The organism is Vibrio splendidus (genome assembly GCF_003345295.1).
GTDB lineage: Bacteria > Pseudomonadota > Gammaproteobacteria > Enterobacterales > Vibrionaceae > Vibrio > Vibrio splendidus_K.
Genome location: NZ_CP031055.1, coordinates 2862682 through 2887939 on the forward strand (window position 1 = coordinate 2862682; position 25258 = coordinate 2887939).

Annotated in this window: 31 protein-coding genes; 8 read left to right on the forward strand and 23 right to left on the reverse strand. The window is 45.2% G+C overall.

Annotation, left to right across the window (positions count from 1 at the left end; all coding sequences use genetic code 11):
* Nucleotides 1-9: 9 nt before the first annotated feature.
* The 17 genes from rpsC to fkpA form a co-directional block, all read right to left on the reverse strand.
* Nucleotides 10-708: a 30S ribosomal protein S3 gene (gene rpsC / locus DUN60_RS12755; RefSeq protein WP_004736734.1), complete on the reverse strand. Its 699-nt coding sequence runs from the start codon at nucleotides 706-708 to the stop codon at nucleotides 10-12.
* An 18-nt stretch (nucleotides 709-726) separates the two neighbouring features.
* Nucleotides 727-1059, reverse strand: coding sequence for a 50S ribosomal protein L22 (gene rplV, locus DUN60_RS12760; RefSeq protein WP_004736732.1), 333 nt, complete (start codon nucleotides 1057-1059; stop codon nucleotides 727-729).
* A gap of 10 nt (nucleotides 1060-1069) precedes the next feature.
* Nucleotides 1070-1348 (reverse strand): 30S ribosomal protein S19, encoded by a 279-nt coding sequence (gene rpsS, locus DUN60_RS12765; protein WP_004736729.1) that lies wholly within the window; start codon nucleotides 1346-1348, stop codon nucleotides 1070-1072.
* Between the two features lie 19 nt (nucleotides 1349-1367).
* Nucleotides 1368-2192 (reverse strand): 50S ribosomal protein L2, encoded by an 825-nt coding sequence (gene rplB / locus DUN60_RS12770; RefSeq protein WP_017076297.1) that lies wholly within the window; start codon nucleotides 2190-2192, stop codon nucleotides 1368-1370.
* Nucleotides 2193-2206: 14 nt separating this feature from the next.
* Nucleotides 2207-2509: a 50S ribosomal protein L23 gene (rplW, locus tag DUN60_RS12775; protein WP_004736765.1), complete on the reverse strand. Its 303-nt coding sequence runs from the start codon at nucleotides 2507-2509 to the stop codon at nucleotides 2207-2209.
* Nucleotides 2506-3108, reverse strand: coding sequence for a 50S ribosomal protein L4 (gene rplD / locus DUN60_RS12780; protein ID WP_004736764.1), 603 nt, complete (start codon nucleotides 3106-3108; stop codon nucleotides 2506-2508). Before rplD ends, rplW begins: the two co-directional genes overlap by 4 nt.
* A gap of 16 nt (nucleotides 3109-3124) precedes the next feature.
* On the reverse strand, nucleotides 3125-3754 hold the full coding sequence (gene rplC / locus DUN60_RS12785; RefSeq protein WP_004736763.1) for a 50S ribosomal protein L3: 630 nt from the start codon (nucleotides 3752-3754) through the stop codon (nucleotides 3125-3127).
* 14 nt (nucleotides 3755-3768) lie between these two features.
* Nucleotides 3769-4080 carry a 30S ribosomal protein S10 gene (gene rpsJ / locus DUN60_RS12790; protein WP_004736761.1) on the reverse strand — a complete coding sequence of 104 codons (312 nt, stop codon included), beginning with the start codon at nucleotides 4078-4080 and terminating at the stop codon, nucleotides 3769-3771.
* Nucleotides 4081-4525: 445 nt separating this feature from the next.
* Nucleotides 4526-5710 carry an elongation factor Tu gene (tuf, locus tag DUN60_RS12795; protein WP_012604914.1) on the reverse strand — a complete coding sequence of 395 codons (1185 nt, stop codon included), beginning with the start codon at nucleotides 5708-5710 and terminating at the stop codon, nucleotides 4526-4528.
* 146 nt (nucleotides 5711-5856) lie between these two features.
* Entirely contained in the window at nucleotides 5857-7953 is a 2097-nt protein-coding gene (gene fusA / locus DUN60_RS12800) for an elongation factor G (RefSeq protein WP_114634057.1), read from the reverse strand.
* A gap of 166 nt (nucleotides 7954-8119) precedes the next feature.
* Nucleotides 8120-8590: a 30S ribosomal protein S7 gene (rpsG, locus tag DUN60_RS12805; RefSeq protein WP_017073678.1), complete on the reverse strand. Its 471-nt coding sequence runs from the start codon at nucleotides 8588-8590 to the stop codon at nucleotides 8120-8122.
* A gap of 103 nt (nucleotides 8591-8693) precedes the next feature.
* Nucleotides 8694-9068: a 30S ribosomal protein S12 gene (gene rpsL, locus DUN60_RS12810; protein ID WP_012604917.1), complete on the reverse strand. Its 375-nt coding sequence runs from the start codon at nucleotides 9066-9068 to the stop codon at nucleotides 8694-8696.
* 181 nt (nucleotides 9069-9249) lie between these two features.
* The gene (tusB, locus tag DUN60_RS12815; RefSeq protein WP_114634058.1) at nucleotides 9250-9525 is read right to left on the reverse strand and encodes a sulfurtransferase complex subunit TusB; all 276 of its coding nucleotides are present in this window, start codon (nucleotides 9523-9525) and stop codon (nucleotides 9250-9252) included.
* A gap of 8 nt (nucleotides 9526-9533) precedes the next feature.
* The gene (gene tusC / locus DUN60_RS12820) at nucleotides 9534-9890 is read right to left on the reverse strand and encodes a sulfurtransferase complex subunit TusC (RefSeq protein WP_114634059.1); all 357 of its coding nucleotides are present in this window, start codon (nucleotides 9888-9890) and stop codon (nucleotides 9534-9536) included.
* Nucleotides 9887-10276 (reverse strand): sulfurtransferase complex subunit TusD, encoded by a 390-nt coding sequence (tusD, locus tag DUN60_RS12825; RefSeq protein ID WP_054548206.1) that lies wholly within the window; start codon nucleotides 10274-10276, stop codon nucleotides 9887-9889. Before tusD ends, tusC begins: the two co-directional genes overlap by 4 nt.
* Nucleotides 10270-10995, reverse strand: a complete 726-nt coding sequence (locus DUN60_RS12830) for a helix-turn-helix transcriptional regulator (RefSeq protein ID WP_004729851.1) — start codon at nucleotides 10993-10995, stop codon at nucleotides 10270-10272. Before DUN60_RS12830 ends, tusD begins: the two co-directional genes overlap by 7 nt.
* A 205-nt stretch (nucleotides 10996-11200) precedes the next feature.
* A complete protein-coding gene (fkpA, locus tag DUN60_RS12835) occupies nucleotides 11201-11977 on the reverse strand; it encodes an FKBP-type peptidyl-prolyl cis-trans isomerase (RefSeq protein ID WP_004729852.1) in 777 nt (258 codons plus the stop codon).
* 131 nt (nucleotides 11978-12108) lie between these two features.
* Between fkpA and DUN60_RS12840 the strand changes: the two genes are divergently transcribed.
* Entirely contained in the window at nucleotides 12109-13086 is a 978-nt protein-coding gene (locus DUN60_RS12840) for a WD40 repeat domain-containing protein (protein ID WP_026012360.1), read from the forward strand.
* A gap of 5 nt (nucleotides 13087-13091) precedes the next feature.
* Nucleotides 13092-13319 carry a SlyX family protein gene (locus tag DUN60_RS12845; protein WP_004729640.1) on the forward strand — a complete coding sequence of 76 codons (228 nt, stop codon included), beginning with the start codon at nucleotides 13092-13094 and terminating at the stop codon, nucleotides 13317-13319.
* Nucleotides 13320-13462: 143 nt separating this feature from the next.
* On the opposite strand, the gene DUN60_RS12850 is transcribed toward DUN60_RS12845, so the two are convergent.
* From DUN60_RS12850 to kefG, 5 genes are all read right to left on the reverse strand, one after another.
* The gene (locus DUN60_RS12850; RefSeq protein WP_114634060.1) at nucleotides 13463-14428 is read right to left on the reverse strand and encodes an isoaspartyl peptidase/L-asparaginase family protein; all 966 of its coding nucleotides are present in this window, start codon (nucleotides 14426-14428) and stop codon (nucleotides 13463-13465) included.
* Between the two features lie 235 nt (nucleotides 14429-14663).
* Complete coding sequence (gene slyD, locus DUN60_RS12855; protein WP_017083786.1) at nucleotides 14664-15260, reverse strand: peptidylprolyl isomerase; 597 nt, start codon at nucleotides 15258-15260, stop codon at nucleotides 14664-14666.
* Between the two features lie 94 nt (nucleotides 15261-15354).
* Complete coding sequence (locus DUN60_RS12860; protein ID WP_086048637.1) at nucleotides 15355-15555, reverse strand: YheV family putative zinc ribbon protein; 201 nt, start codon at nucleotides 15553-15555, stop codon at nucleotides 15355-15357.
* A 169-nt stretch (nucleotides 15556-15724) separates the two neighbouring features.
* Entirely contained in the window at nucleotides 15725-17521 is a 1797-nt protein-coding gene (gene kefB / locus DUN60_RS12865) for a glutathione-regulated potassium-efflux system protein KefB (protein ID WP_004729644.1), read from the reverse strand.
* Nucleotides 17508-18092 carry a glutathione-regulated potassium-efflux system ancillary protein KefG gene (kefG, locus tag DUN60_RS12870; RefSeq protein ID WP_004729645.1) on the reverse strand — a complete coding sequence of 195 codons (585 nt, stop codon included), beginning with the start codon at nucleotides 18090-18092 and terminating at the stop codon, nucleotides 17508-17510. Before kefG ends, kefB begins: the two co-directional genes overlap by 14 nt.
* A 174-nt stretch (nucleotides 18093-18266) precedes the next feature.
* Between kefG and DUN60_RS12875 the strand changes: the two genes are divergently transcribed.
* The 6 genes from DUN60_RS12875 to crp all read left to right on the forward strand — a co-directional run bounded on the left by DUN60_RS12875 (nucleotide 18267) and on the right by crp (nucleotide 24056).
* A complete protein-coding gene (locus tag DUN60_RS12875) occupies nucleotides 18267-20189 on the forward strand; it encodes an ABC transporter ATP-binding protein (RefSeq protein ID WP_004729646.1) in 1923 nt (640 codons plus the stop codon).
* Entirely contained in the window at nucleotides 20186-20656 is a 471-nt protein-coding gene (locus DUN60_RS12880) for a TIGR02444 family protein (RefSeq protein WP_004729647.1), read from the forward strand. Before DUN60_RS12875 ends, DUN60_RS12880 begins: the two co-directional genes overlap by 4 nt.
* A gap of 276 nt (nucleotides 20657-20932) precedes the next feature.
* Nucleotides 20933-21925, forward strand: coding sequence for a hydrolase (locus DUN60_RS12885; protein ID WP_102441707.1), 993 nt, complete (start codon nucleotides 20933-20935; stop codon nucleotides 21923-21925).
* Nucleotides 21926-22024: 99 nt separating this feature from the next.
* The gene (locus DUN60_RS12890) at nucleotides 22025-22237 is read left to right on the forward strand and encodes a YheU family protein (protein WP_004729649.1); all 213 of its coding nucleotides are present in this window, start codon (nucleotides 22025-22027) and stop codon (nucleotides 22235-22237) included.
* A 77-nt stretch (nucleotides 22238-22314) separates the two neighbouring features.
* Nucleotides 22315-23184 carry a phosphoribulokinase gene (locus tag DUN60_RS12895; RefSeq protein WP_004729650.1) on the forward strand — a complete coding sequence of 290 codons (870 nt, stop codon included), beginning with the start codon at nucleotides 22315-22317 and terminating at the stop codon, nucleotides 23182-23184.
* Between the two features lie 239 nt (nucleotides 23185-23423).
* A complete protein-coding gene (crp, locus tag DUN60_RS12900) occupies nucleotides 23424-24056 on the forward strand; it encodes a cAMP-activated global transcriptional regulator CRP (protein ID WP_004729651.1) in 633 nt (210 codons plus the stop codon).
* Between the two features lie 184 nt (nucleotides 24057-24240).
* Here the strand turns inward: crp and DUN60_RS12905 are convergent, their stop codons facing one another.
* Nucleotides 24241-25032, reverse strand: a complete 792-nt coding sequence (locus tag DUN60_RS12905) for a DUF1338 domain-containing protein (protein WP_004729652.1) — start codon at nucleotides 25030-25032, stop codon at nucleotides 24241-24243.
* Between the last annotated feature and the right edge of the window lie 226 nt (nucleotides 25033-25258).

Here is a 25258-nt window from a genome sequence, read left to right on the forward strand (position 1 = left end):
TTCGACTCCTTACTTACGGCCTTTACGCTGCTTCTTAGGCTTATCGCCTTTTGGCTCTACTGCGTTAGCAGCTGGCATACCGCCTAGAATCTCACCTTTGAAGATCCAAACTTTAATGCCGATCACACCGTATTGAGTGTGAGCCGAAGAAGTTGCGTAATCAATGTCTGCACGTAGAGTGTGTAGAGGCACACGGCCTTCACGGTACCACTCTGAACGTGCGATTTCAGCACCGCCAAGACGGCCGCCTACTTGTACTTTGATGCCTTTAGCGCCTAGACGCATAGCATTTTGTACCGCACGCTTCATTGCACGACGGAACATAACACGACGCTCTAGTTGAGACGCGATGCTATCAGCTACAAGCTGACCATCTAGCTCAGGCTTACGTACTTCAGCGATGTTAATTTGCGCTGGTACACCTGCGATTTTAGCTACAGCTGCGCGTAGCTTCTCTACGTCTTCACCTTTCTTACCGATAACAACGCCAGGACGAGCTGTGTGAATAGTCACACGGATGCTCTTCGCTGGACGCTCGATAACGATACGAGATAATGATGCTTTTTGTAGTTCCTTGGTAAGGAACTGACGTACCTTGAAGTCGCCGTCTAGGTTGTCAGCGAATTCGTTGGTATTAGCAAACCATGTAGCATTCCAAGGCTTGACGATGCCAAGACGAATACCATTAGGATGTACTTTCTGACCCATTGCTTACTCTCCTAGTCTTTAGCGATCTGCTACAACAATAGTGATGTGGCTTGAACGCTTCAAGATACGATCCGCACGGCCTTTAGCACGAGGCATAATACGCTTCATGATAGGGCCCTCATCTACGAAGATTTTAGCGACATTTAGATCGTCGATATCTGCACCTTCGTTATGTTCCGCGTTAGCGATAGCTGACTCAAGAACTTTCTTAACTAAAACAGCAGCTTTTTTGTTGCTGAAAGTTAGAATTTCTAGAGCCTGGTCTACCGACTTACCGCGAATTTGGTCTGCAACTAAGCGAGCTTTCTGTGGAGAAATACGAGCAAAGTTATGTTTAGCTAAAGCTTCCATCATCTACTCCTTATTTCTTCTTAGCTTTCTTATCTGCAGCATGACCGCGATAAGTACGAGTTGGTGCAAATTCGCCTAGTTTGTGACCGATCATTTCTTCGGTAACGAAAACAGGGACGTGCTGACGACCATTATGGACAGCGATGGTCAAACCAATCATTGTTGGGATGATCATTGAGCGACGGGACCAAGTCTTAATAGGCTTTTTGTCTCCGCTTTCCACCGCTTTCTCTACCTTCTTCAGCAAGTGTAGGTCAATAAAAGGACCTTTCTTGAGAGAACGTGGCATGGCGATTCCTCTTTATAAATTATTTAGTGCGACGACGTACGATGTACTTGTCAGTGCGCTTATTCTTACGAGTCTTGAAGCCCTTAGTAGGAACGCCCCAAGGAGATACTGGGTGACGACCACCAGATGTGCGGCCTTCACCACCACCATGTGGGTGATCCACCGGGTTCATTACTACACCACGTACGGTTGGACGTACGCCGCGCCAGCGTGAAGCACCAGCTTTACCAAGTTCACGTAGCATATGCTCAGAGTTACCAACTTCACCGATCGTTGCACGACCTTCAGAAAGTACTTTGCGCATTTCACCAGAACGTAGACGGATAGTTACGTATGCACCATCGCGAGCGATGATTTGAGCATAAGCACCAGCCGAACGAGCTAGTTGTGCACCTTTACCAGGCTTAAGTTCAACACAGTGTACAGTAGAACCTACTGGGATGTTGCGCATCGGCAGAGTGTTACCTGCTTTGATTGCAGCATCTACGCCAGATTGAATCTGGTCGCCTGCGTTAACACCTTTAGGTGCAATGATGTAACGACGCTCACCGTCTGCGTACAGAACTAGAGCGATGTTAGCACTACGGTTTGGATCGTATTCTAGACGCTCAACTTTCGCTGGGATGCCATCTTTAGTACGTTTGAAGTCAATCAGACGGTAATGGTGTTTATGACCACCACCGATGTGACGTACTGTAATACGACCGTTGTTGTTACGACCACCGTTCTTAGAGTTTTTCTCTAAAAGTGGTGCGTATGGCTTACCCTTGTGCAGGTCAGCGTTAACAACTTTAACGACGTGACGACGACCAGGGGAAGTCGGCTTACATTTAACAATAGCCATTTTTACTACTCCTGTTATTCCGCGCCGCCAACGAAGTCAAGATCTTGACCTTCTTTCAAAGTAACGTAGGCTTTCTTAACGTCTGAACGACGGCCTTCACGCATACCTTGACGTTTGGTCTTACCCTTTAATACAAGAGTATTTACAGACTTAACTTCAACTTCAAATAGCTTTTCTACAGCTGCTTTGATCTCTTTCTTAGTTGCATCTTTAGCTACTTTGAAAACGATAGTGTTCGCTTTCTCAGCTGCCATAGTTGCTTTTTCAGAGATGTGCGGAGCACGTAGAACTTTTAAGATACGCTCTTCAGTGATCATGCTAGCATCTCCTCAACTTGCTTAACTGCGTCAGCAGTCATCAGAACCTTGTCGAAAGCGATTAGTGATACTGGATCAACACCAGCAACATCACGTGCATCTACTTTGTATAGGTTACGAGCAGCTAAGAATAGATTTTCATCTACTTCGCCAGTCACAATCAGAACGTCGTTTAGCTCAAGCTCTTTAAGCTTAGCTACAAGTTCTTTTGTTTTTGGTGCTTCTACAGAGAAGTTATCAACAACGATTAGACGCTCTTGACGAATCAACTCAGACAGAATGCTCTTCATAGCACCGCGGTACATTTTTTTGTTTACTTTTTGGCTGTGATCTTGTGGTTTCGCAGCAAAAGTAACACCACCTGTACGCCAGATTGGGCTACGAATTGTACCAGCACGTGCACGGCCAGTACCTTTTTGGCGCCATGGCTTAGCACCGCCGCCTGATACTTCAGAACGAGTCTTTTGAGCACGAGTACCTTGACGAGCACCTGCTGCATATGCAACAACTACTTGGTGTACTAGAGCTTCGTTAAAGTCACGTCCGAAAGTAGTCTCGGAAACAGTTAGTGCATCAGCACCTTTAACCATCAATTCCATTACTTACTCCTAGACGTTATGCTTTAACAGCAGGTTTTACGATCACGTTACCGCCTGTTGAGCCTGGTACTGCACCTTTAATAAGGAGTAGATTGCGCTCAGCGTCAACACGTACGATCTCTAGGTTTTGAGTCGTTACACGCTCAGCTCCCATGTGACCTGCCATTTTCTTGCCTTTAAACACGCGGCCTGGAGTTTGACATTGGCCAATTGAACCCGGTGCGCGGTGAGACAAAGAGTTACCGTGAGTCATATCTTGAGTAGAGAAATTCCAACGCTTGATAGCGCCTTGGAAGCCTTTACCTTTAGATGTACCAGTAACGTCTACTTTTTTAATTTCGTTGAAAAGTTCTACGTTTAGCTCAGCGCCAACTTCAAACTCTTCGCCGTTTTCTAAACGGAATTCCCAAAGACCGCGACCTGCTTCTACACCCGCTTTCGCGAAGTGACCAGCTTCAGGTTTAGTTACACGGTTAGCTTTCTTAGCACCAGTAGTTACTTGGATTGCTGCGTAGCCGTCTGTCTCAAGAGTTTTAACTTGAGAAATACGGTTCGCTTCAACCTCAACAACAGTTACTGGGATAGAAACGCCTTCTTCAGTAAATACGCGGGTCATACCCACTTTACGTCCGACTAGACCAATCATTATTCTTATCTCCCTTAACCTAGGCTGATTTGAACATCAACGCCAGCTGCAAGATCAAGACGCATTAGAGCATCAACAGTTTTATCTGTTGGCTCAACGATGTCGATCAAACGCTTGTGAGTACGAATTTCGTACTGGTCACGTGCATCTTTGTTGACGTGTGGAGAGGTAAGAACAGTGAAACGCTCTTTACGAGTAGGAAGTGGAATAGGACCACGAACCTGTGCGCCAGTACGTTTTGCTGTTTCAACGATTTCCGCAGTTGAAGCATCGATTAGCTTGTAATCAAACGCTTTAAGGCGGATACGAATACGTTGGTTCTGCATGAGACAGAGCTCCAATTATTAAAAATTACACAAACAATATCGCCACTCAAGCTCGAAAGAACGAGAGAATGCCGATTGATTTATGTGAAACCGTAGCATCCAAAATCAGGACGCATTGTCAGTTAACTTTTGAAGTAAACACGAAGTTTACTATTTTTATTAACCGCGAACATAAGCTGAGTATACATTACTAGGTAAGACCTACTCCTCAGTGCTCATTGGTTCACAAACCGGCGTTAGCCAGTGCGATGCATTATACAGATCACGTTTTAGTATGCAAGTAGTGTTGGGAAAATAATCGGAATATATTGAAAAAGGAACTTGGGGAGGTATGGAGTATTGCGCGATAAAGGAATGTTTCTCTATAAATAATAAAAGGGAAGCCGAAGCTTCCCTTTTTAGATGCGTGCTCTTCAATGAAGAGTGTGCAAAAATCTAAATGCTATTAAGCGAAGATTTTAGCTACAACACCAGCACCAACTGTACGGCCACCTTCGCGGATTGCGAAACGTAGACCTTCGTCCATTGCGATTGGAGCGATTAGCTCAACAGTCATTTGAACGTTGTCACCTGGCATTACCATTTCTACGCCTTCTGGTAGAGTGATATCGCCTGTTACGTCAGTTGTACGGAAGTAGAACTGTGGACGGTAACCCTTGAAGAAAGGAGTGTGACGGCCGCCTTCGTCTTTAGAAAGTACGTATACTTCAGACTCAAACTTAGTGTGTGGGTTGATTGAACCTTTAGCAGAAAGTACTTGGCCACGTTCAACGTCATCACGCTTAGTACCACGTAGAAGTGCACCAACGTTCTCACCTGCACGACCTTCGTCAAGCAGCTTACGGAACATTTCAACACCAGTACAAGTAGTAAGAGTAGTTTCTTTGATACCAACGATTTCTACTTCGTCACCTACACGTAGGATACCGCGCTCGATACGACCAGTAACTACAGTACCACGACCTTGGATTGAGAATACATCTTCAATAGGAAGTAGGAACGGTAGATCAACAGCACGCTCTGGAAGTGGAATGTAAGAATCTAGTGCTTCTGCAAGCTCAACGATCTTGTCTTCCCACTGCTTTTCGCCGTTTAGAGCGCCAAGTGCAGAACCTTGAATTACTGGAAGGTCGTCTCCTGGGTACTCGTACTCAGAAAGAAGTTCACGTACTTCCATTTCTACTAGCTCAAGTAGCTCTTCGTCATCAACCATGTCACATTTGTTCATGAATACGATGATGTAAGGGATACCAACTTGACGACCAAGTAGGATGTGCTCACGTGTTTGTGGCATAGGGCCATCTGTAGCAGCAACAACTAGGATACCGCCGTCCATTTGAGCAGCACCAGTGATCATGTTTTTAACATAATCGGCGTGTCCAGGACAGTCTACGTGTGCGTAGTGACGTTCAGGAGTATCGTACTCAACGTGAGAAGTTGCGATTGTGATACCGCGCTCGCGCTCTTCTGGAGCGTTATCGATAGATGCGAAATCTTTAGCAACACCGCCGTACACTTTTGCAAGTGTAGTACAGATAGCAGCAGTTAGAGTTGTTTTACCGTGGTCAACGTGGCCGATAGTACCAACGTTTACGTGCGGTTTCGTACGTTCAAATTTTTCTTTAGACACAATCGTGTTCCTTCCTAGTTATGATTCGCCACGTTCATTATTGAGCGAGACGCGCCAGAAATTGCTATTTTATGCGCCAACTCTCGTTAGCGCAATATTTGGACGCATTGATCTTTCAAAAAATGAAAAAAATGCGTCCCTTTTGTTTAACCACGCTCTGCAATGATTGCTTTTGCAACATTGTTAGGCACTTCAGCGTACTCACTAAACTCCATAGAGTAAGAAGCACGGCCTTGTGTCGCAGAACGTAAATCAGTTGCGTAACCGAACATGACAGACAACGGAACTTGTGCACGAATTATCTTCAGGCCAGCTGTCCCCTCGTCCATACCTTCGATGATGCCGCGACGACGGTTAATATCGCCAACAACGTCACCCATCCAGTCTTCTGGAGTAGTTACTTCAACTTTCATCATAGGCTCAAGCAGAACCGGTTGCGCTTCAAGTGCACCCGTTCTGAAAGCCATAGAGGCAGCGATTGTAAACGCCATCTCACTTGAATCTACTTCATGGTAAGAACCATCATATAGTGTAGCTTTGATATCCAAAACTGGATAGCCAGCAAGTACACCATTGTTCATCTGCTCTTCAACGCCTTTAGCGACTGAAGCGATAAACTCTTTAGGTACGATACCGTTGGCAATTTCATCAACGAAGACAAAGCCTTCGCCAGCTTCTGATGGTTCAAGTTTTAGCCACACGTGACCGTACTGACCTTTACCACCATGCTCACGGATAAATTTACCTTCCGCTTTCGCAGTACCGCGAATCGTTTCACGATAAGCTACTTGCGGGTTACCAACGTTGCAGTTGACGTTAAATTCACGCTTCATACGGTCAACGATGATATCTAAGTGTAGTTCGCCCATACCAGAAATCAGTGTCTGGCCAGTTTCCGCATCCATATCAACGCGGAATGATGGGTCTTCTGCTGCTAGTTTACCTAGAGCGATAGTCATTTTATCTTGATCAGCTTGAGAGCGAGGCTCTACAACGATCTGAATAACTGGATCTGGAAATTCCATACGCTCAAGAACGATTTTATGGTTCTGATCACATAGAGTTTCACCAGTAGTAACATCTTTAAGGCCGATAATGGCTGCGATGTCACCTGCTCGTACTTCTTTTACTTCTTCACGTTTGTTTGAGTGCATTTGAACAATGCGCCCTAAACGTTCACGTTGTTTCTTCACAGAGTTGTAAGCTGTTTTACCGCTTTCAACAACTCCAGAGTAAACACGGATGAAAGTTAAAGTACCAACAAATGGGTCTGTTGCAATTTTAAATGCTAGCGCTGAGAACGGTTCTTTGTCGTCCGCGTGACGCTCAATTTCATTCTCGTCGTCATCAACACCTTTAATTGCCGGTACATCGACTGGAGAAGGAAGGAAATCAACCACTGCATCTAGAACAGCTTGTACACCTTTGTTTTTGAATGCACTACCACAAGTAGCAAGTACGATTTCATTATTAAGGGTACGAATACGAAGACCTTGCTTGATTTCAGCTTCTGTTAATTCACCTTCTTCAAGGTACTTATCCATCAGCTCTTCATTTGCTTCCGCAGCAGCTTCAACAAGTTCGGTACGATATTCTTCAGCCATTTCTTGCATGTCTGCAGGAATATCTTCGTACGTGAAAGTCATGCCCTGGTCAGCGTCGTTCCAGTTGATTGCCTTCATCTTGATAAGATCGACAACACCTTGGAAGTTTTCTTCAGCACCAATGTTCAGTTGAATTGGAACAGGAGTTGCGCCTAGGCGGTCCTTGATCTGTTCAACTACGCGCAAGAAATCTGCGCCTGTACGGTCCATTTTGTTAACGAAAACCATACGTGGAACTTGGTACTTATCAGCTTGACGCCATACTGTCTCTGACTGAGGTTCAACACCAGATGAGCCACAGAACACAACAACTGCACCATCAAGTACACGCAGAGAACGCTCTACTTCGATTGTGAAGTCAACGTGTCCAGGAGTGTCGATGATGTTGATACGGTGGTCCGAGAACTGAGCTTCCATACCACGCCAAAACGTAGTGGTTGCTGCTGAAGTGATCGTAATACCGCGCTCTTGCTCTTGCTCCATCCAGTCCATGGTTGCTGCACCATCGTGAACTTCGCCGATTTTGTGAGAAAGACCGGTATAGAACAGAATACGTTCACTTGTGGTTGTTTTACCTGCATCTACGTGAGCAACGATACCGATATTACGGTATTGCTCTATAGGAGTTTTACGAGCCACGGTTGAATCCTCTTATTAGAGACTTAGGGACTATTGCTATGTCTAGATTATGCGTTAAAAGCGATGCTTCGCTAAAAAGTGCTTGCCCTAGAAATAGCAATAGTTCCTAGCATAAGCATAGGAACTAAAGAAGTGCTGCAAGGAACCTTGCAGCACTAAAAAGGTATTACCAGCGGTAATGTGCGAACGCTTTGTTTGCGTCAGCCATGCGGTGAACGTCTTCACGTTTCTTAACCGCAGTACCTTTGTTCTCAGACGCGTCTAGCATTTCAGCAGCTAGGCGTTGAGCCATAGATTTTTCACCACGCTTACGCGCAGCTTCAACTACCCAACGCATAGCAAGAGCGTTACGGCGAACCGGACGAACTTCTACAGGTACTTGGTAAGTTGAACCACCCACACGGCGAGATTTAACTTCTACCGCTGGGCGAACATTTTCAAGAGCTTCTTCAAATACAGCTAAGTGATCTTTACCAGATTTCTCAGCCATAGTTTCTAGTGCAGTGTAAACAATCTTCTCTGCAGTAGATTTTTTTCCGTCAACCATAAGGATGTTAACGAATTTTGCCAGCAGTTCAGATTTGAACTTAGGATCTGGAAGGATCTTACGCTGGCCTATTACGCGACGACGTGGCATGGAATTTCTCCGTTGTCTTCTTCAGGTTTTTTCCAAAACTTTTCAGAATAATAAATAAATAGTGTTTGGCCTTACTTAACGCTTTCTTTTTAAAAAAGACGCATTAAGACTTAGGACGTTTCACACCATACTTAGAACGACCTTTCTTACGGTCGTTAACGCCTGCACAGTCAAGTGCACCGCGAACAGTGTGGTAACGCACACCTGGTAAATCTTTAACACGACCACCACGGATAAGAACAACACTGTGTTCTTGAAGGTTATGACCTTCGCCGCCGATGTATGAAGTAACTTCAAAGCCGTTAGTTAGACGAACACGACATACTTTACGTAGTGCTGAGTTCGGTTTTTTTGGAGTAGTAGTATATACGCGAGTACATACACCACGTTTTTGTGGGCACGCTTCTAGTGCAGGCACGTTGCTTTTAACAACCTGCTTTACACGAGGAGTACGTACCAACTGGTTAATAGTTGCCATTAACTAGCTCCTGATTTACTTGAAAGTAAGCTTGATGAAAAATCTAGCCCTATTACACATAGTGTAAATAGGGACGCAAAATTCTATTCAGCAGTGGGATGTGTGTCAAGAAATATACAGATCTTTTTTAGCCGTCTAGAGCTCAGGATGGTCTTTTTTTAACCATACTGATAAAACGCAGCTACCAAGTTACTGATTTGTCGTTCAAAACCGTCAGTTTGACGAATCCGTCGAAGTCCACTTGTTCCAGAGTGCTTGAAGCAAGTTGTTGTAAACCTCGGCTATCGAGATCTGTTTTTAATACCGACACATGATCAACATTTGAGATTTGATTGAATAACTCATGATTTGGAAGGCAAACATACACCGCATCTTCAACCAAAAGGATGTGATCCTTTTGTTGCGAGTACGCCAATGCAAGCTTGAGTTTGTCTACTGATTTTACAATATGAAGCATAACGTTCCCTAGAAAGTCAGTATTTTTTGGCTCTGAACTAACTTCTGCGTCAACTCATTCACTTCTAGCGCAGTCACATCGATCAGTAAGTTATCGGTCGAAAGACCAAACTGATTGAGGCTATGTTGACATACGTAAACCTGCTCAATGTCGTAGAGGTCCATAAGCTTGAATGCAGAAATATAGTCACGTGATAGGGATTCATCAGGCTGTTGAGCCTTGAGAAGCTGTGTAACGCCATTACCGACAAAGAACACGGTAATGTCTTCACTATAGGCTGAAGCCGCTAGCAGTGCGTCTAGCCCTTCCCTGCCCGCAGCCGTCGTATGAGGAAAAGTGTTAAATACAAAGGCCAATTTACTCAAAACTGTACAACCCTATCTTGCGTCAAAAGTGCTTCAGATAAGCTCCCTAACCCAGCTTGGGTAAACCCAGCCGCCAAGTTAGATGCACTCAATTGATGTTGCGTTGCTTCATCCGTGCTGATCACTCCGCGTCTAAGCGCAGCAGCCACACACGTTTCAAGGCTAACATTGTGCTCATCCGCCAGTTTTTGCCAAGCGGAAGCCAAGTCGAATTCATCATTAGCAGGCACAGTAATACCAGAGCCATTACTGACGCCATCTTGATAGAAGAATACACTGTGAAGTTTGTGGCCCTGATTAATAAGAGCCACAGCAAACTGGTAAGCACTTCTTGCCGATTGTGAACCGTAGACCGGTCCATTCACTAAAAGTGTATAGCTTAACAACCCTCTTCATCCTCTGTTTTACGTTGGCGGATGTATAGGTATACGGTGTGCTTAGAGATGTTCAATCGCTCGGCAACACGGTTAATCGCATCTTTGATATCGAAAATACCTTTGTCGTAAAGCTCCATCACGATTTGACGGTTCTTAGTATTGTTCGATACTGATTTGTCGGCATTGATTTCTTCAATGGTGCGTTCAACCGTCTGGTCGACAAGCTCTTCCACATCACTCGCAAAGTTTACTGATGATGCTGCTTCGTCCGCATCTTGGGTAGGCATGAAAGATTGCAGTACTTGTGAGAATGGCGCATCTAAGTTTACGTTAATACACAACAAACCAATCACTCGGTCTTCACCATTGCGGATAGCAACCGTGATCGACTTCATCAATACTCCGCCTTTAGCGCGAGTAAAGTATGAACGTGAGAAGTTACGCTTAGAACCTTCAATATCTTTCAGCATCTTCAATGCGAGATCGGTGATCGGCGAACCAACCTGACGACCTGTATTTTCGCCGTTGGCAATTTTAATCGCAGAAGTATTGAGGTCTTCTAAAGAGTGTAAAACGATTTCACAAAACGGACCGATAAGACTCGCAATACCGTCAACCACGGCCTCATAAGATCTTAGAATGATTTTATCGTGTTCACTGAATGGCATAACGTGGACTGATTCCATTTCAAGTAACACATCTGCATTGACTGTTTCTGTAGTAGTCACTTATTCCTTACCTTCGTGTGAAAAATCAACAAATTTATGTAAGTTTATCAGAAAATTTTAATTGCACACCTAGCTAACATTGCAACTAGTGATTTAGAACAAGTTTAAAAATCAAATACTCACCTTCAAATTATAAAAAAAGCCTAACTCAAAGTTAGGCTTTTTATTCAATCAACGTATTTTAGAATAAAACTTTTAGCTGATATTACTGAGCAGGAGCCGCTTCAGCGTTATCAATTTTAAGTAGTTCAACTTCGAATACTAGCGTTGAGTTAGCAGGGATAGTCGGTGTGTCTTGCTCACCGTATGCTAGCTCTGGCGGGATTACGAATTTGTACTTAGAACCAACTTGCATCAGTTGTACGCCTTCAGTCCAGCCTGGGATTACGCGGTTTAGTGGGAATGTTGCTGGTTCGCCACGATCGTAAGAGCTGTCGAACTGAGTACCGTCTGTTAGCGTACCTTTGTAGTGTACTTGAACGGTATCAGTGTCTTTTGGAGAAGCACCTTCACCAGCCGTCATTACTTGGTAAAGTAGACCAGATTCAGTTTGCTTAACGCCTTCAGTTTTAGCGAACTCAGCACGGAAATCATCACCGGCTTTCTTCACTTCTGCAGATTTTTCTGCCGCTTGTGCTTGCATTGTTTCAGCAACACGCTTGTCTAGAGCTTCAAGAGCTGCGCGAGTTTCTTCTTCGTTAAGTGCTGTTTTCTCTGCGAATACGTCTTCGATACCTTGAAGAACCATATCTTTGTCTAGGTTAATGCCTAGCTCGCTTGGCTTATCAATGCTTGTGCTTAGGTAGTTCGCGAAAGATACACCGATTGCGTATGCCGCTTTGTCATCTTCTGTTTTAAAGTTTACTGCTGCAACTTTAGCTTCTTCTACCTGTGGAGCTTCTGCCTTTGGTTCTTCTTTCTGACAACCAACTGCTAGCATAACCGTTGCGGCAAGCAGTGATACTTTTAAAACTGATTTCATTGAATTCTCCAATTAATGGCCAAGCCATTGGTTATTGTGCACAAATCTAATGATTAGATTGGTGTGAATACGTTAGTTATAACAATATACTAGTCATATGTCTTTCGACACAAACCGGATTATTAGATGTGATGCGAATATTTTTCCACTCATTGCTATGTACGATTGTCATCACCTTGTTAAATGGTTGCTTTTTCTTTCAAGATGATGAGCAACGTTGGGAAATTGAACCCAATGGTGCCACCAGCTTTGCACTAAGCAGAGATGGACGCTTCGCCCTGCTCTACTCTCAGCAAAAACAACTGTTACTCTGGGACCTCGTCCAAGATAAAGAACTCGCTCAACTCGGCCCGCAAGATCAATCAGAAAACCAAGTATCGCGTATCCGCATCTCTGACAATGGTCGCTTTGCGATTACCGCAAGTCAGATGAATTTCGCCGTTTGGGACTTATCTTGGACTCAAGCTGAGGGGCTATGGTCTATTTCCGATGGCTTGATTCGCGATGTCGACATATCCAGCAATGGTGAAAAAGTCTTACTTGGCCTGTCTAATGGCAAAGCTATCTATGTGGACTTAGTCACCGGACGCCGTCTTGAGTTCCTTGCTCACCGAGAAAAAGTTAATTCAGTCTCCCTCTCTTCTAATGGCCGCTACGCATTATCAGGCGGCAACGACTACAAAGCTTATCTTTGGGATACCGAATCAGGTTTGGTGTTACGTACCTTCGAGCATGAACAAAGAGTAGTACGAGTTGCGCTACAACGGGATGGAGAATTGGCTTTTACTTCCGATGGCGGCAACCAAGCGATGATCTGGAATTTGGAAACAGGTGAACCTCAAGCGCAATTGCAGAGCTGGTCTCGACAGCTGATATTCTCTAGTGCTCGCTTTTCTGACGACGGCAGTATGTTGGTGACGGGTACGCCATCCAGCCAAGTGAGTGTGTGGAATACTCAAGATGGAAAACGTATTTCTCGTCACGATGCCGAGCCATTAAAAGATGCTCGCCCTCCCCGTGCGGTAGTGTATGATGCAGCCTTTGATGAAAAGAACCGTGTGATATCGGGCACCTCTGCGGGCATCGCCCAAGCTTGGAATGTGGATTAAGAACGATGACAGAAAAGCGAATTGAACAACTAGAAAGCCGCGTGAATGACCTAGAATGTCAGTTGGCTTTCCAAGAACAAACCATTGAAGAACTCAATGAAGCGCTTAGCCAACAACAGATGTTGATCACGAGAATGCAAGATCAAATGAAGTTCGTGGTGGGTAAAGTAAAAAATATGGATGGCTCAAACCTCGCTGACGCATCAGAAGAGACGCCACCTCCACACTATTAAGTGCGGTTCCAAATAACGAATTGGTTCTAGTGACATGTATCGCTAGAAATCTGCAAACTAAAAGGGCGACAGATACTCATCTGCCGCCCTTTTGTTTATTTCATCTGAGTGAATAAGCTAAAGCCAATTAAGCCAATACAATCTTAGTCATCGGCATAAATCTTCACTTCCACGCAACCGTTAGTATCAACACTCGCACGATACATCCCTGAACTGTTCATACCGAAGTGAATATCACCTTGGCCATCGATAGCAATCAAGCCGCCTTCGCCACCCATGGTTTTCAGTTCACCTTGAATGATGTGTTCACAAGCCGTATGCACATCTTCCTTGAGATAACGCATTCTTGCCGCCACATCACTGGCGACCATCTTTCTAAGGAAGAACTCACCCATACCTGTCGTTGATACGGCCACGTTGCCATTTTCAGCAACAGTGCCTGCACCGATGATTGGAGAATCTCCCACACGACCGTATTTTTTATTGGTTACGCCACCGGTACTGGTCGCTGCAGCTAAGTTACCGGCCTGGTCTAATGCTACTGCGCCAACCGTGCCGTACTTTTTATCATCTGGATATTTTTGAGCTTGTTGCTCATCGTATTTTGCTTCAGACAAAGCAAAGATGCCTTTCTCTTTCATCGACTGAAGTTGGTCATAACGACGCTCAGTAAAGAAGTAATCTTGCTCGGTGAAGATATACTCATGCTCAAACGCAAACTTCTCTGCGCCTTCACCAATCAGCAGCACATGATCGCTTTTAAACATCACATCACGCGCAAGTTCAATTGGATTTTTGATATGGCGGACACCTGCAATAGCACCCGCATCCATTTCGCGACCGTGCATCACAGAAGCATCCATCTCAACAAATTCGTCATGAGTTAAAACTGAGCCTTTACCGGCATTAAAATGCGGACTGTCTTCCATCACCTTGACTGACGCAACCACTGCATCCAGCGCATCGCCACCCGATTGCAAAACTTGATAGCCAGCCAAAACCGACTTCTCCAAAGCCTCGGTAATACCCGTTTTTAATTCATCGCTCATTTGCTCTCGCAAGATAGTTCCTGCACCACCATGAATGGCAATTGAAAAAGGCTGTGACATGCAAAATCTCCACTGACGTCGTCTTATAATGTTGTGCTATCAATACCACATCCATGGTTTGATGTCTGATAGAGAAAACCAAACTTTTTACGAATGCTTAGATTTGCGGATGCTTAGATTTGCAGACACTTAGTTCGCTAGATTAAAAGTCAGCTCAAAAAGCGAGACTTCTAAACGAAGAAAGCCTCCGCAAGGGAGGCTTTCAGTATTCTTAAACTAAACCGCTAATTCGGTATTAGTGAGAACCACAGCTACCGCCGCCGCAGCAGCCGTCTTTTTTCTCTTCAGCGTGGTCATGGCCTTCGCCACCACAGCAACCGCCTTCGTGGTCATGATCATGGTCGTGACCGTGGCTACCACAGCCGCCTTCTTGGTGTACGTGACCGTGTTGAACTTCTTCTTCAGTCGCTTCACGAACGGCTACAACTTCAACGTCAAACGTTAGAGTTTGGCCAGCTAGCATGTGGTTACCATCAACAACAACTTCGTCGCCATCTACTTCAGTAACTTCAACGGGGATTGGACCTTGGTCAGTATCCGCTAGGAAACGCATGCCAACTTCGATTTGCTCAACACCTTGGAATACGTCTGCAGGAACACGTTGAACTAAGTCATCGTTGTGCTCACCGTAAGCGTCTTCTGGAGTAACCGTTGCTGAGAACTTGTCGCCAGCTACTTTGCCTTCAAGCTCTTTTTCAAGACCTGTAATTAGGTTGTTGTGACCGTGAAGGTAATCTAGTGGAGCTTCTGCAGTTGATTGGTCAACTACTACGCCATCTTCAAGTTTCACTTGATATGCAACACTAACTACTACGTTCTTTTCAATTTTCATGAGAGCTCCAAGGAGGTTTGGACTAAGCTCGAACAGTTGAGCTTAGGAAAAATTCTGTACCGGGATATTATGGGGATCAATTAACGAAACTCAATCATTCTGGCTTAAAAATACCGATCATTTCTTGATTCGCGTGTTCAGATTTCTCTACAGTTTTCGGTTTACGCTGCTCAGTGAAGTCACAATCGACGCATTCCACCAGCTCTATATTATTTTCAACCCACCAGCGGAGTGTGTCTTGAGTCTTGCAGCTTGGGCAGCTCGCCCCTGCAATAAAGCGTTTTTTCTGTTTCACGTTCATATCCTTTACTACTCTGGATTCGCAGTTCTTCCCACATGCTCTATTCGAGACTAAGCAGAGACCGCGTTTATTATTAGATTGATTCTTTAAGTTACAGTTTTTAAGAACAACTATAGAGCTAAGCTCAAGCGATTAGTTCTAAGTTCTAAGTTCTAAGCTCAGGCTATTGCCAATAGTTTCTAGATTGGTGATCATTTTCCATCTCATGTCCAAAGATCTCTTCAAGCTCTTTACGAGCTTCTTTCGCTCTCTGAGCTAACTCGGCATCTTCGCTATGCTGAGGAAGCAACTCTTTGAGCATACCATTATCCAATTTCCTAAAATGTGCTTCTGCTCGCTTCGCTTTATATGGATGCATACCAAGTTCAGTCAATGTTTGACGACCTAAATCTAGAGCCCCAAGGAAAGTTTCACGAGAATAGTTGCTCACACCATGGTTAAGTAATTGATACGCTTCAACACGGCTTCGAGCACGCGCTAAGATCTTCAACTGCGGGAAATGCTGCTTACACAAATCCACGGTTTTCATGATTTCGTCCGGAGAGTCGGTACACAGCACAATGGCTTCGGCCTTATCCGCTCCCGCAGCTCGTAATAGTTCAAGGTGAGTTGAGTCACCGTAGAATACCTTGTAGCCGAATTTTCTAAGGATATGGATTTGGCTGGCATCACTTTCAAGAACGGTGATACGAATCTTGTTGGCATACATTAGACGCCCAATGATCTGACCGAAACGACCAAAGCCGGCAATAATCACTCGAGGGCTACGATCGACAACATCAGAAGACATCGCGCTTTCACTGATTTGATTGAGTTGACGAGCAAAGAAACGATCTTGCAGCTTAAGCATCAATGGCGTGGTCACCATCGAAAGGCTCACAACAACCAGTAAGAACGACACTTGGTCACCACTTAGGATGCCTTGTGCACTCGCTGCGGTAAAAATAACGAAAGCGAATTCACCACCTTGGCTGAGAATCATCGCCATACGGCTGCGCGCTTTAGTTTGAGTGCCGAAGATACGAGCCAGCGTATACAGCACTAAGCCTTTCAATACGACCAGAGACGACACCGCGATCAATATTGCGAATGGACTTTCTGCCAGTAAACCTAGGTTCACCGCCATACCCACAGAGATAAAGAACAGGCCGAGCAGTAACCCTTTAAATGGGTCTATGGCGATTTCAAGCTCATGTCGATATTCACTTTCAGCCAGAAGTACGCCCGCTAAGAAAGTACCTAATGCCATCGACAAACCAATCTGCTGCATGATGACGGCAATACCAATCACCAATAATAGCGCCGCGACCGTGAACAACTCACGCACACCGCTCATGACTACGTATCGGAACAGTGGTCTCAATAAGAAGTGACCACCGACAAGCAAGCCAATGACACCACCTAGCATCCACAACATGTCAGCCCAACTGCCGCCCGTATTACCCGCAAGTAGAGGCAACATCGCTAGCATTGGAATAACAGCAATATCTTGAAAAAGTAGTACTGCAAAGCCGGATTGCCCCGCTTCTTTTCCGCCAAGCTCTCGCTCTTCAATAACACGTAAGGCTATGGCTGTCGAAGACAGCGCTAAACCCATACCTATTACCAGGCTGGTTTGCCATGTTAATCCGAACAAACAGGCGATAGCGGTAATAATCAAGGTGGTGATCAGCACTTGCGCTCCACCGAGTCCGAGAATAGGCGCCCTCATCTGCCACAGTTTTTTAGGGTTAAGCTCTAAGCCAATCAAGAAAAGCAGCAGCACCACCCCGAATTCGGAGAAATGTAGGATCGCCTCGACATCACTGATTAAACCAAGCCCCCACGGGCCAATCGCCACGCCAGCTAATAGATAGCCGAGTACTGAACCTAAACCAGCTCGCTGCGCGATAGGAACCGCAACCACAGCAGCCGCTAAAAATATAACGCTACTTTGTAGAAAATCATTAGTCAGAGCCATCATTCGCCCCTATATCTTGTAGCGGGTCTCGCAACCAATTTCGATACGCTTCTGCGTGTTGGTAAAGCGTCATATCCGAAACATTTCTCGCCCAGTGTAAAACTAAGGGGGATATCCAGTGCATCTGACACAAAGCAGCGGTTAGCTCGAATGGTTGCAAGATCTCTTGTAATGGATATTTATTATAGCCTGCGGCGCCAAACGCCTCTTCTTTACCACCGGTAGTAATAACGCTGCGCCAGTGTTTGCCTTTAAGCGCACTCTGCTCACCGAATGCAAATCCTTTTCCTAACACACGATCAAACCACTCCTTCAATAACGAAGGACAGGAATACATAAACAGAGGATGCTGGAACACAATCACATCGTACTCTAGGAGTAAATCATGCTCATAAGGCACATCGATAAAGAAGTCTGGGTAGATGGCGTAGAGATCGTGAATTTTGACATGACCGAGCGACTCGACCTTTTTAACCATCATTTGATTAGCAATAGAGGTGTGCGGCTCTGGGTGTGCGTAGATTATTAACACCTTTGGCACGGCTTTGTCTGTCGAGGGAGTATTACTCATTCCTTTGAAACATTCCTTTGAGGGCTAAACGGTGGCAAGGCCACAAGAATTTAAGCAAAAGTTATTAATATGTTATTGGCATCATAACGCAAATTGCATTGTGATCGACTTTTATCTGGTTTCAGCCTACTATGCAGGCGTCTGTTCACCTCTAATTTCTATGCTATTTCAATTATGATTACTTTCTCTGATATTCAATTGCTCCGCGGTGGTAAGCCACTCCTCGACCAAGCATCTGCGACTTTTCATCCTGGCGACAAGATCGGTTTGGTTGGTAAAAACGGCTGTGGTAAATCTACGCTGTTCGCCCTAATCAAGGACGAACTGTCTATTGATGCAGGCTCGTTCAGTAAACCAGCTCATTGGGAAATGGCTTGGGTTGCTCAAGAAACACCAGCATTAGAAAGAACAGCCATTGAATACGTGATTGATGGCGACCGTGAATACCGTGGCCTTGAAGATCAACTAGAGAAAGCGGAACAAGCCGACAACGGCACATTAGTCGCAGAGATCCACGGCAAGATTGAAACCATTGGTGGTTACAGCATCAAAGCACGTGCTGCCGAGTTATTGGATGGCCTAGGCTTTCGCCAAGAACAAATGACATGGAACCTAACCCAGTTCTCGGGTGGTTGGCGTATGCGTTTGAACTTAGCGCAAGCCCTTCTATGTCGCAGTGACTTACTGCTACTCGATGAGCCTACCAACCACTTGGATTTAGACGCAGTAATGTGGCTAGAGCGCTGGTTACAAAACTACCCAGGCACACTGGTTCTTATCTCGCACGATAGAGACTTCTTAGATCCTATCGTCAACCGCATCGTGCATGTTGAAAACCAGCAGCTCAATGAATACACAGGTAACTACTCGTCGTTTGAAACTCAACGAGCACAAAAGTTAATCCTGCAGCAGGCAATGTTCCAAAAGCAGCAGAAACAAATGTCTCACATGCAGAGCTACATTGACCGTTTCCGCTACAAAGCATCAAAAGCTCGCCAAGCGCAAAGCCGTATTAAAGCACTAGAGAAAATGGAACAAGTGCTACCCGCTCAGTTTGATAATCCATTCAGCTTTGAGTTTAGAGAGCCAGACGCGCTGCCGAACCCAATAATGATGATGGATGAGGTATCGGCGGGCTACGATGACAACCTGATTCTAGAAAAGATTCGCCTTAACCTCGTTCCGGGTAGCCGAATTGGTCTGCTTGGTCGAAATGGTGCTGGTAAATCAACGCTAATCAAGCTGCTTTCAGGTGAACTGAAACAGCAAGGCGGTGAGCTGAGCTATTCGCAGGGCGTTAAGATGGGTTACTTCGCTCAGCATCAATTGGAGACGCTGCATCCAGAAGAAACGCCACTTCAGCACATGATGCAAATTGCACCGAAACACACCGAGCAACAACTGCGTGACTACCTAGGTAGCTTTGGCTTCCAAGGTGAAAAAGCACTCGACAAGGTGGCCCCATTCTCGGGTGGTGAAAAAGCGCGTTTAGTATTAGCGCTACTGGTATGGCAAAAGCCGAACCTGTTGTTACTCGATGAACCAACCAACCACTTGGATCTCGACATGCGTCAGGCGTTGACCTTCGCCCTACAAACGTTTGAAGGCGCGATGGTTATCGTATCGCACGACCGCTACCTACTTCGTGCGACTACCGATGATTTATACCTTGTACACGACCGTCAAGTTGCACCGTTTGATGGTGACCTAAGCGATTACTACAAATGGCTAACCGAACAGCAGAAAGTTGAACGCAAAGAAGCACAAGCATTGGCACCAGCAAAAGACGGCGCCAACAGTGCAGCAGCGAAAAAAGAGCAGAAACGTAAAGAAGCCGAGTTCCGTAAACTGACGGCACCACTTCGTAAAAAGCTGACTCAATTTGAAAAGCAGATGGATAAGTTAACGCTATCTCTCGAAGAAGCTGAGCAAGAATTATCCGACACTTCACTGTATGAAGCTGAAAATAAGGCTAAACTGAATAAAGTACTCGCTCTGCAAGCGAGCAGTAAGTCACAGCTAGAAGAAGTTGAAATGGATTGGATGTCCACTCAAGAAGAGCTTGAGCAGATGGAACAGGATATGGATAGCTTATGAGCCCAGAGCACGCACCAATATCACTAACACTGGAACGACTATGGCAATTTAGCCTTCAGTATTACAGTGTGCGCGGTGTAAAGGATGCGTGCCTAGCTTTGCAAAACCAGTTCCACGGCAACGTCAATCTACTGCTGCTTCTCAAATGGCTCGATGAGCAGCAATTGTCTTTTGCCGAAGAAGAGTGGCACAAGGTACAACAGTGCTTAAGCCGCTCTGAAACCCTGCTTCATAGCTATCGAGAGCTGCGTAAGCACCTCAAACCTCAAGTCGTCGATTCCCTCTACCGTGAAGCTCTCCAATTTGAACTGCAGTTAGAGAAGCAACAGCAATCTGATCTCGTCGACTGCATTAATTCTCTTCAGCTTACGGCTAACCAGCAATCACCACTCGCTTTTCAATACTGTCGTTTATTAGGGGCAGAAAACCTCTACGACGCTTTTTCTGAACCAGCACCCCAACCCTAACGCGTTTCCTTTCTCTAATCTTCAATCAAGATCCAAGCTTACCTTGGTAGTATCGCTCTTCGTTTTCACACGGGAGTGGCGCGCATGACTGGCAATATGTTTGAAGCTCAATCTCGACAATATTCAACCAGTTACCTACACCCTGTTTTTGTAACCCGTATCAGTGAAACCCTTGCGCTTATACCGAGAATCAACCAAGCTCAAATAAAAACGTGGGCGTTTCGCTAAAAGCTCAACACTTTATCAAAGCCCATAAAAGAAGCATGGACTGTTTTTATGACAATATTTACCGCAGCCGCTGGTTTATCTAATCCGCACTTACAAACCTTAGTGCCACGATTTATTAGAAAGCAGGCATTGTTTGCCCCTCAATGGCAAACCTTAGAAACCCCTGACGGTGACTTTCTCGATCTTGCTTGGAGCGAATCGCCAGAGGGTGACACCCCAAGTAATGAGGCTCGAAGTAACAAGCCGATATTCGTTCTATTCCATGGCTTAGAGGGAAGCTTTGAAAGCCCTTATGCCAACGGACTGATGAATGCCTTTGCTAAAGATGGCTGGCTATCAGTGATGATGCACTTCAGAGGCTGCAGCGGAAAGCCCAATCGCTTGGCTCGCGCTTACCATTCAGGTGAAGTCGAAGATGCACGCTTTTTCCTAAGACATCTACACGCCCAGTTTCCCAATAACCCTAAGGTAGCGGTTGGTATCTCTTTGGGCGGTAACATGCTGGCGAACTATTTGGCTGAGTACGCGGACGACCCATTGCTGTCGGCGGCGACGATTGTCTCTGCACCTTTTGATCTGGCTTGTTGCTCTAGTCGTATTGAGCGAGGTTTCTCTAAGCTCTATAAAAAGTACCTGCTCAACTCTCTCAAATCGAATGCCTTGAAAAAGATTAAGCTGCTGCAAGAAAAGCTCGGTATCACCGCCGAAACCATTAAGAAGATAGACAAGCTGTATGAGTTTGATGAACGGATTACTGCGCCTCTGCACGGGTTCAAGAATGCTCAGGACTACTATGCTCAGTGCTCAGCGCTTCCAAAACTTAATAAGATTAAACTACCGACTCAGATCATCCATGCCAAAGACGATCCGTTTATGACAGACGACGTGATTCCAAAGTTCGTGTTGCCCGATAACATCGATTATCGCCTGTTTCAAAAAGGCGGCCATGTGGGGTTCATTACCGGTAGCACGCTCAAACCAAGGTTTTGGTTAGAAGAAGCGTTGCCTGCTTACTATGAAAGTATCCAAGATTCGGCATAATGACCGAGCCTTTTTTAAGGACTGAGTGGTAAACGTCACTAAACACAGTAATCAACACATCAATAAACCTATTTATGAACATAAAAGAGAGAAGTATTTATGATCATCCCATGGCAAGACATTGCGCCAGAAACACTGGAAAACCTCATTAAAGAATTCGTGCTGCGTGAAGGCACAGACTACGGCGACGTAGAGGTTTCACTGCAAAACAAGATTGATCAAGTGAAACATCAATTAGCCTCAAAGGAAGTCAGCATCGTGTTTTCTGAGCTGCATGAAACCGTTGATATTCAAGTCACAAAGCGCTTCTAAGCTGCGCTCATAAAGGAGCCGTGTTATAGTGGTAAACGATTGCTAACAAGTAAGTTACTCAAAAGACAAGGGTTGTCATGTCCGCTAAACATCCAATTATTGCGGTGACGGGTTCATCAGGAGCCGGCACCACCACTACCTCAGAAGCCTTCCGAAAAATGTTCAATATGATGGACGTGAAGGCCGCTTGGGTTGAAGGGGATAGTTTCCATCGCTTCACTCGACCAGAGATGGACGTCGAGATCCGTAAGGCTCGCGAGCAAGGTAAGCACATCAGCTACTTTGGTCCACAAGCCAACGATTTTGGCGCATTAGAAGAGTTCTTCCGTCAATACGGTAATGAAGGCACGGGTAAAGTCCGTAGTTACCTACATACCTTCGATGAAGCCGTGCCTTACAATCAAATGCCGGGCACCTTTACGCCATGGCAAGAGATCCCAGAAAATTCTGATGTGATGTTCTACGAAGGTCTTCATGGTGGCGTGGTAGATGGCGACATCAATGTCTCACAGCACGTCGACTTGCTGATCGGTATGGTGCCAATCGTCAACCTTGAGTGGATCCAAAAATTCGTTCGTGACACACGCGATCGTGGGCACTCACGCGAAGCAGTAATGGATTCCATTGTTCGCTCAATGGATGATTACCTTAACTACATTACCCCGCAGTTTTCGCGCACTCATATCAACTTTCAGCGAGTCCCAACCGTAGATACATCGAATCCACTGAACGCTAAAGGGATTCCAAGTTTAGACGAAAGCTTCGTGGTTATACGTTTGCGTGGCATCAAAAACGTCGATTTCCCCTACCTTCTGGCTATGATAGATGGCTCATTTATGTCACGCCACAACACGCTTGTGGTGCCAGGCGGTAAGATGAGTTTTGCTATGGAGCTCATTGTAAGGCCCATCCTACAACAGCTCATCGAAACCGGAAAAATAGGTTAACAAGACACCATTCTGGTTGATTACTTTTCATACCGTGATCATGTGCACAATTTTGCGTAAAAAATCGTAGCTTGGTCACGATTAAAATCAAGAAATAGTACCTGAAAAAGGATACTATTCTTAAACGAAACACAAGATAGCTTGCAGCGCTCAACGAGTGCTCTTATCCTACAAGTCAATCCAGGCTTAGCTAAAATACGGAAAGCGGCAAGCATACCCTGCAGAGGAAGTAAGATATTATGGTTCTAGGTAAACCCCAAACCGATCCAACATTAGAGTGGTTCCTTTCACACTGTCATATTCATAAGTACCCTTCAAAAAGTACTTTGATTCATGCTGGTGAAAAGGCAGAAACCTTGTACTACATCGTTAAAGGTTCTGTGGCAGTTCTTATCAAAGACGAAGAAGGTAAGGAAATGATTCTTTCTTACCTAAACCAAGGTGACTTCATTGGTGAACTTGGCCTCTTCGAAGAAGACCAAGAGCGTACTGCATGGGTTCGTGCAAAATCTCCTTGTGAAGTGGCTGAAATTTCTTTCAAGAAATTCCGTCAACTTATCCAAGTGAACCCAGATATCCTAATGCGCCTTTCAGCGCAAATGGCAAACCGTCTACAAGTAACTAGCCAAAAGGTTGGTGACTTAGCGTTCCTTGACGTAACAGGTCGTATCGCTCAAACGCTACTTAACCTAGCGAAACAGCCAGATGCAATGACTCACCCTGACGGCATGCAAATCAAGATCACTCGTCAAGAGATTGGCCAGATTGTTGGTTGTTCTCGTGAGACAGTAGGTCGTATCTTGAAGATGCTAGAAGAGCAGAACCTAATTTCTGCACACGGTAAAACTATCGTGGTATACGGCACTCGTTAATCTCGATTAACTGAGCCAAAAATTTGAAAGCCACCAAATGCAAATTTGGTGGCTTTTTTGTTTTCTAAAGATCTAGAGAGCAGATGCGAGATGCGAATGGAGCACCTCCCGCGTCCAAGCGCAAACACTCTCAAAGCGAAGCGTACCCGCATCTTTAGGGTAAAGCCCGTGCTCGTATCTTTCTTTAACCGTTGGTGCTCTCAAAGATCTTGTCAGCCGATGCTGCAACAAATCCTGTATAAAGCTCACCATTCGCCATCGCATAACGCTTAGCGAACTCGTAGAAGCCACCAGGAATCACCTCATTGCCTTCAACAAATGAAACTGGCACTTTGTCTGCCATTGTAGATGATTGCTCTAATAAGACCTCTGGAGAGCCTTTAACCTGACCGCCAGATGCATTGATAGTGAAACCTGAATCACTCAAATAGTCATTCACAGTCTGTACTTCATCGAACTCATTAAGCTGGTTCACACTCACCGTAAAGTGGTTTGCACCGTAACCATGAGCCGCTAGCCAAGACGCGTATTCACTCTCTTTTGCTAGGACTTGGAAATCCGCGAAACTCAGATCCCAAAGGCGACCACCAAACAAGAACTCATGACCTTGAAGCTTGCTTGCGTCTACTTGCTCAACCAACTTCGCAACGATCTGTTGTAAGTCACTTGAACACTCTTCTACCTTCAACTCACTAATGAACACTTTCGGTTGGTTTGGGTCTGGGTGCTCGTAGTGCTTAGCCACTAACTTCTTGCTCTCAAACAAGTAGTCGCCACAAGCCTTGTAGCCTAATTCAAGGAAAGGCTTAGCCAGTGTTTCAATACCTAGCGGTGCAACATTGAAAGTTCGCAGTGCAATGTGATCATTAATCAGGGCTTCGTCTTCTTTCAGCAGATGATGAACTTTCTCGGCCGATGGGCAAAGCCTGTGAATGTAATCGTCCCATAGTGATTTAAAGAGTAGATCGGGCGTCATGGTGACTCCTTGTCAGAGGTTCTAGCAAGCTAGTAATTTGGATTAGAGAGGGAGAGGCTGGACACAGAGTCAGCAGCCATCAGCCTGTGACATACTTGTTCTATTATTATCTACCGCCCAATCTAGGTGTCGGACGTGATGGAAAAAGGAAGCGATAACACCGCTTCCTCATTACACAATTAACCAATGAATCTGTTATTCATGAACCTAGAGCTCATAAGCTTAT

Bases quoted from the DNA above. Each gene is read 5' to 3' on its own strand.
- rpsC (WP_004736734.1), bottom strand. From the start codon at position 708: ATGGGTCAGAAAGTACATCCTAATGGTATTCGTCTTGGCATCGTCAAG.
- rplV (WP_004736732.1), bottom strand. From the start codon at position 1,059: ATGGAAGCTTTAGCTAAACATAACTTTGCTCGTATTTCTCCACAGAAA.
- rpsS (WP_004736729.1), bottom strand. From the start codon at position 1,348: ATGCCACGTTCTCTCAAGAAAGGTCCTTTTATTGACCTACACTTGCTG.
- rplB (WP_017076297.1), bottom strand. From the start codon at position 2,192: ATGGCTATTGTTAAATGTAAGCCGACTTCCCCTGGTCGTCGTCACGTC.
- rplW (WP_004736765.1), bottom strand. From the start codon at position 2,509: ATGATCACTGAAGAGCGTATCTTAAAAGTTCTACGTGCTCCGCACATC.
- rplD (WP_004736764.1), bottom strand. From the start codon at position 3,108: ATGGAATTGATGGTTAAAGGTGCTGATGCACTAACTGTTTCCGAGACT.
- rplC (WP_004736763.1), bottom strand. From the start codon at position 3,754: ATGATTGGTCTAGTCGGACGTAAAGTGGGTATGACCCGCGTATTTACT.
- rpsJ (WP_004736761.1), bottom strand. From the start codon at position 4,080: ATGCAGAACCAACGTATTCGTATCCGCCTTAAAGCGTTTGATTACAAG.
- rpsG (WP_017073678.1), bottom strand. From the start codon at position 8,590: ATGCCACGTCGTCGCGTAATAGGCCAGCGTAAGATCCTTCCAGATCCT.
- rpsL (WP_012604917.1), bottom strand. From the start codon at position 9,068: ATGGCAACTATTAACCAGTTGGTACGTACTCCTCGTGTAAAGCAGGTT.
- tusB (WP_114634058.1), bottom strand. From the start codon at position 9,525: ATGCTTCATATTGTAAAATCAGTAGACAAACTCAAGCTTGCATTGGCG.
- fkpA (WP_004729852.1), bottom strand. From the start codon at position 11,977: ATGAAATCAGTTTTAAAAGTATCACTGCTTGCCGCAACGGTTATGCTA.
- DUN60_RS12840 (WP_026012360.1), top strand. From the start codon at position 12,109: ATGCGAATATTTTTCCACTCATTGCTATGTACGATTGTCATCACCTTG.
- DUN60_RS12845 (WP_004729640.1), top strand. From the start codon at position 13,092: ATGACAGAAAAGCGAATTGAACAACTAGAAAGCCGCGTGAATGACCTA.
- DUN60_RS12850 (WP_114634060.1), bottom strand. From the start codon at position 14,428: ATGTCACAGCCTTTTTCAATTGCCATTCATGGTGGTGCAGGAACTATC.
- slyD (WP_017083786.1), bottom strand. From the start codon at position 15,260: ATGAAAATTGAAAAGAACGTAGTAGTTAGTGTTGCATATCAAGTGAAA.
- kefB (WP_004729644.1), bottom strand. From the start codon at position 17,521: ATGGCTCTGACTAATGATTTTCTACAAAGTAGCGTTATATTTTTAGCG.
- kefG (WP_004729645.1), bottom strand. From the start codon at position 18,092: ATGAGTAATACTCCCTCGACAGACAAAGCCGTGCCAAAGGTGTTAATA.
- DUN60_RS12875 (WP_004729646.1), top strand. From the start codon at position 18,267: ATGATTACTTTCTCTGATATTCAATTGCTCCGCGGTGGTAAGCCACTC.
- DUN60_RS12880 (WP_004729647.1), top strand. From the start codon at position 20,186: ATGAGCCCAGAGCACGCACCAATATCACTAACACTGGAACGACTATGG.
- DUN60_RS12885 (WP_102441707.1), top strand. From the start codon at position 20,933: ATGACAATATTTACCGCAGCCGCTGGTTTATCTAATCCGCACTTACAA.
- DUN60_RS12890 (WP_004729649.1), top strand. From the start codon at position 22,025: ATGATCATCCCATGGCAAGACATTGCGCCAGAAACACTGGAAAACCTC.
- DUN60_RS12895 (WP_004729650.1), top strand. From the start codon at position 22,315: ATGTCCGCTAAACATCCAATTATTGCGGTGACGGGTTCATCAGGAGCC.
- crp (WP_004729651.1), top strand. From the start codon at position 23,424: ATGGTTCTAGGTAAACCCCAAACCGATCCAACATTAGAGTGGTTCCTT.
- DUN60_RS12905 (WP_004729652.1), bottom strand. From the start codon at position 25,032: ATGACGCCCGATCTACTCTTTAAATCACTATGGGACGATTACATTCAC.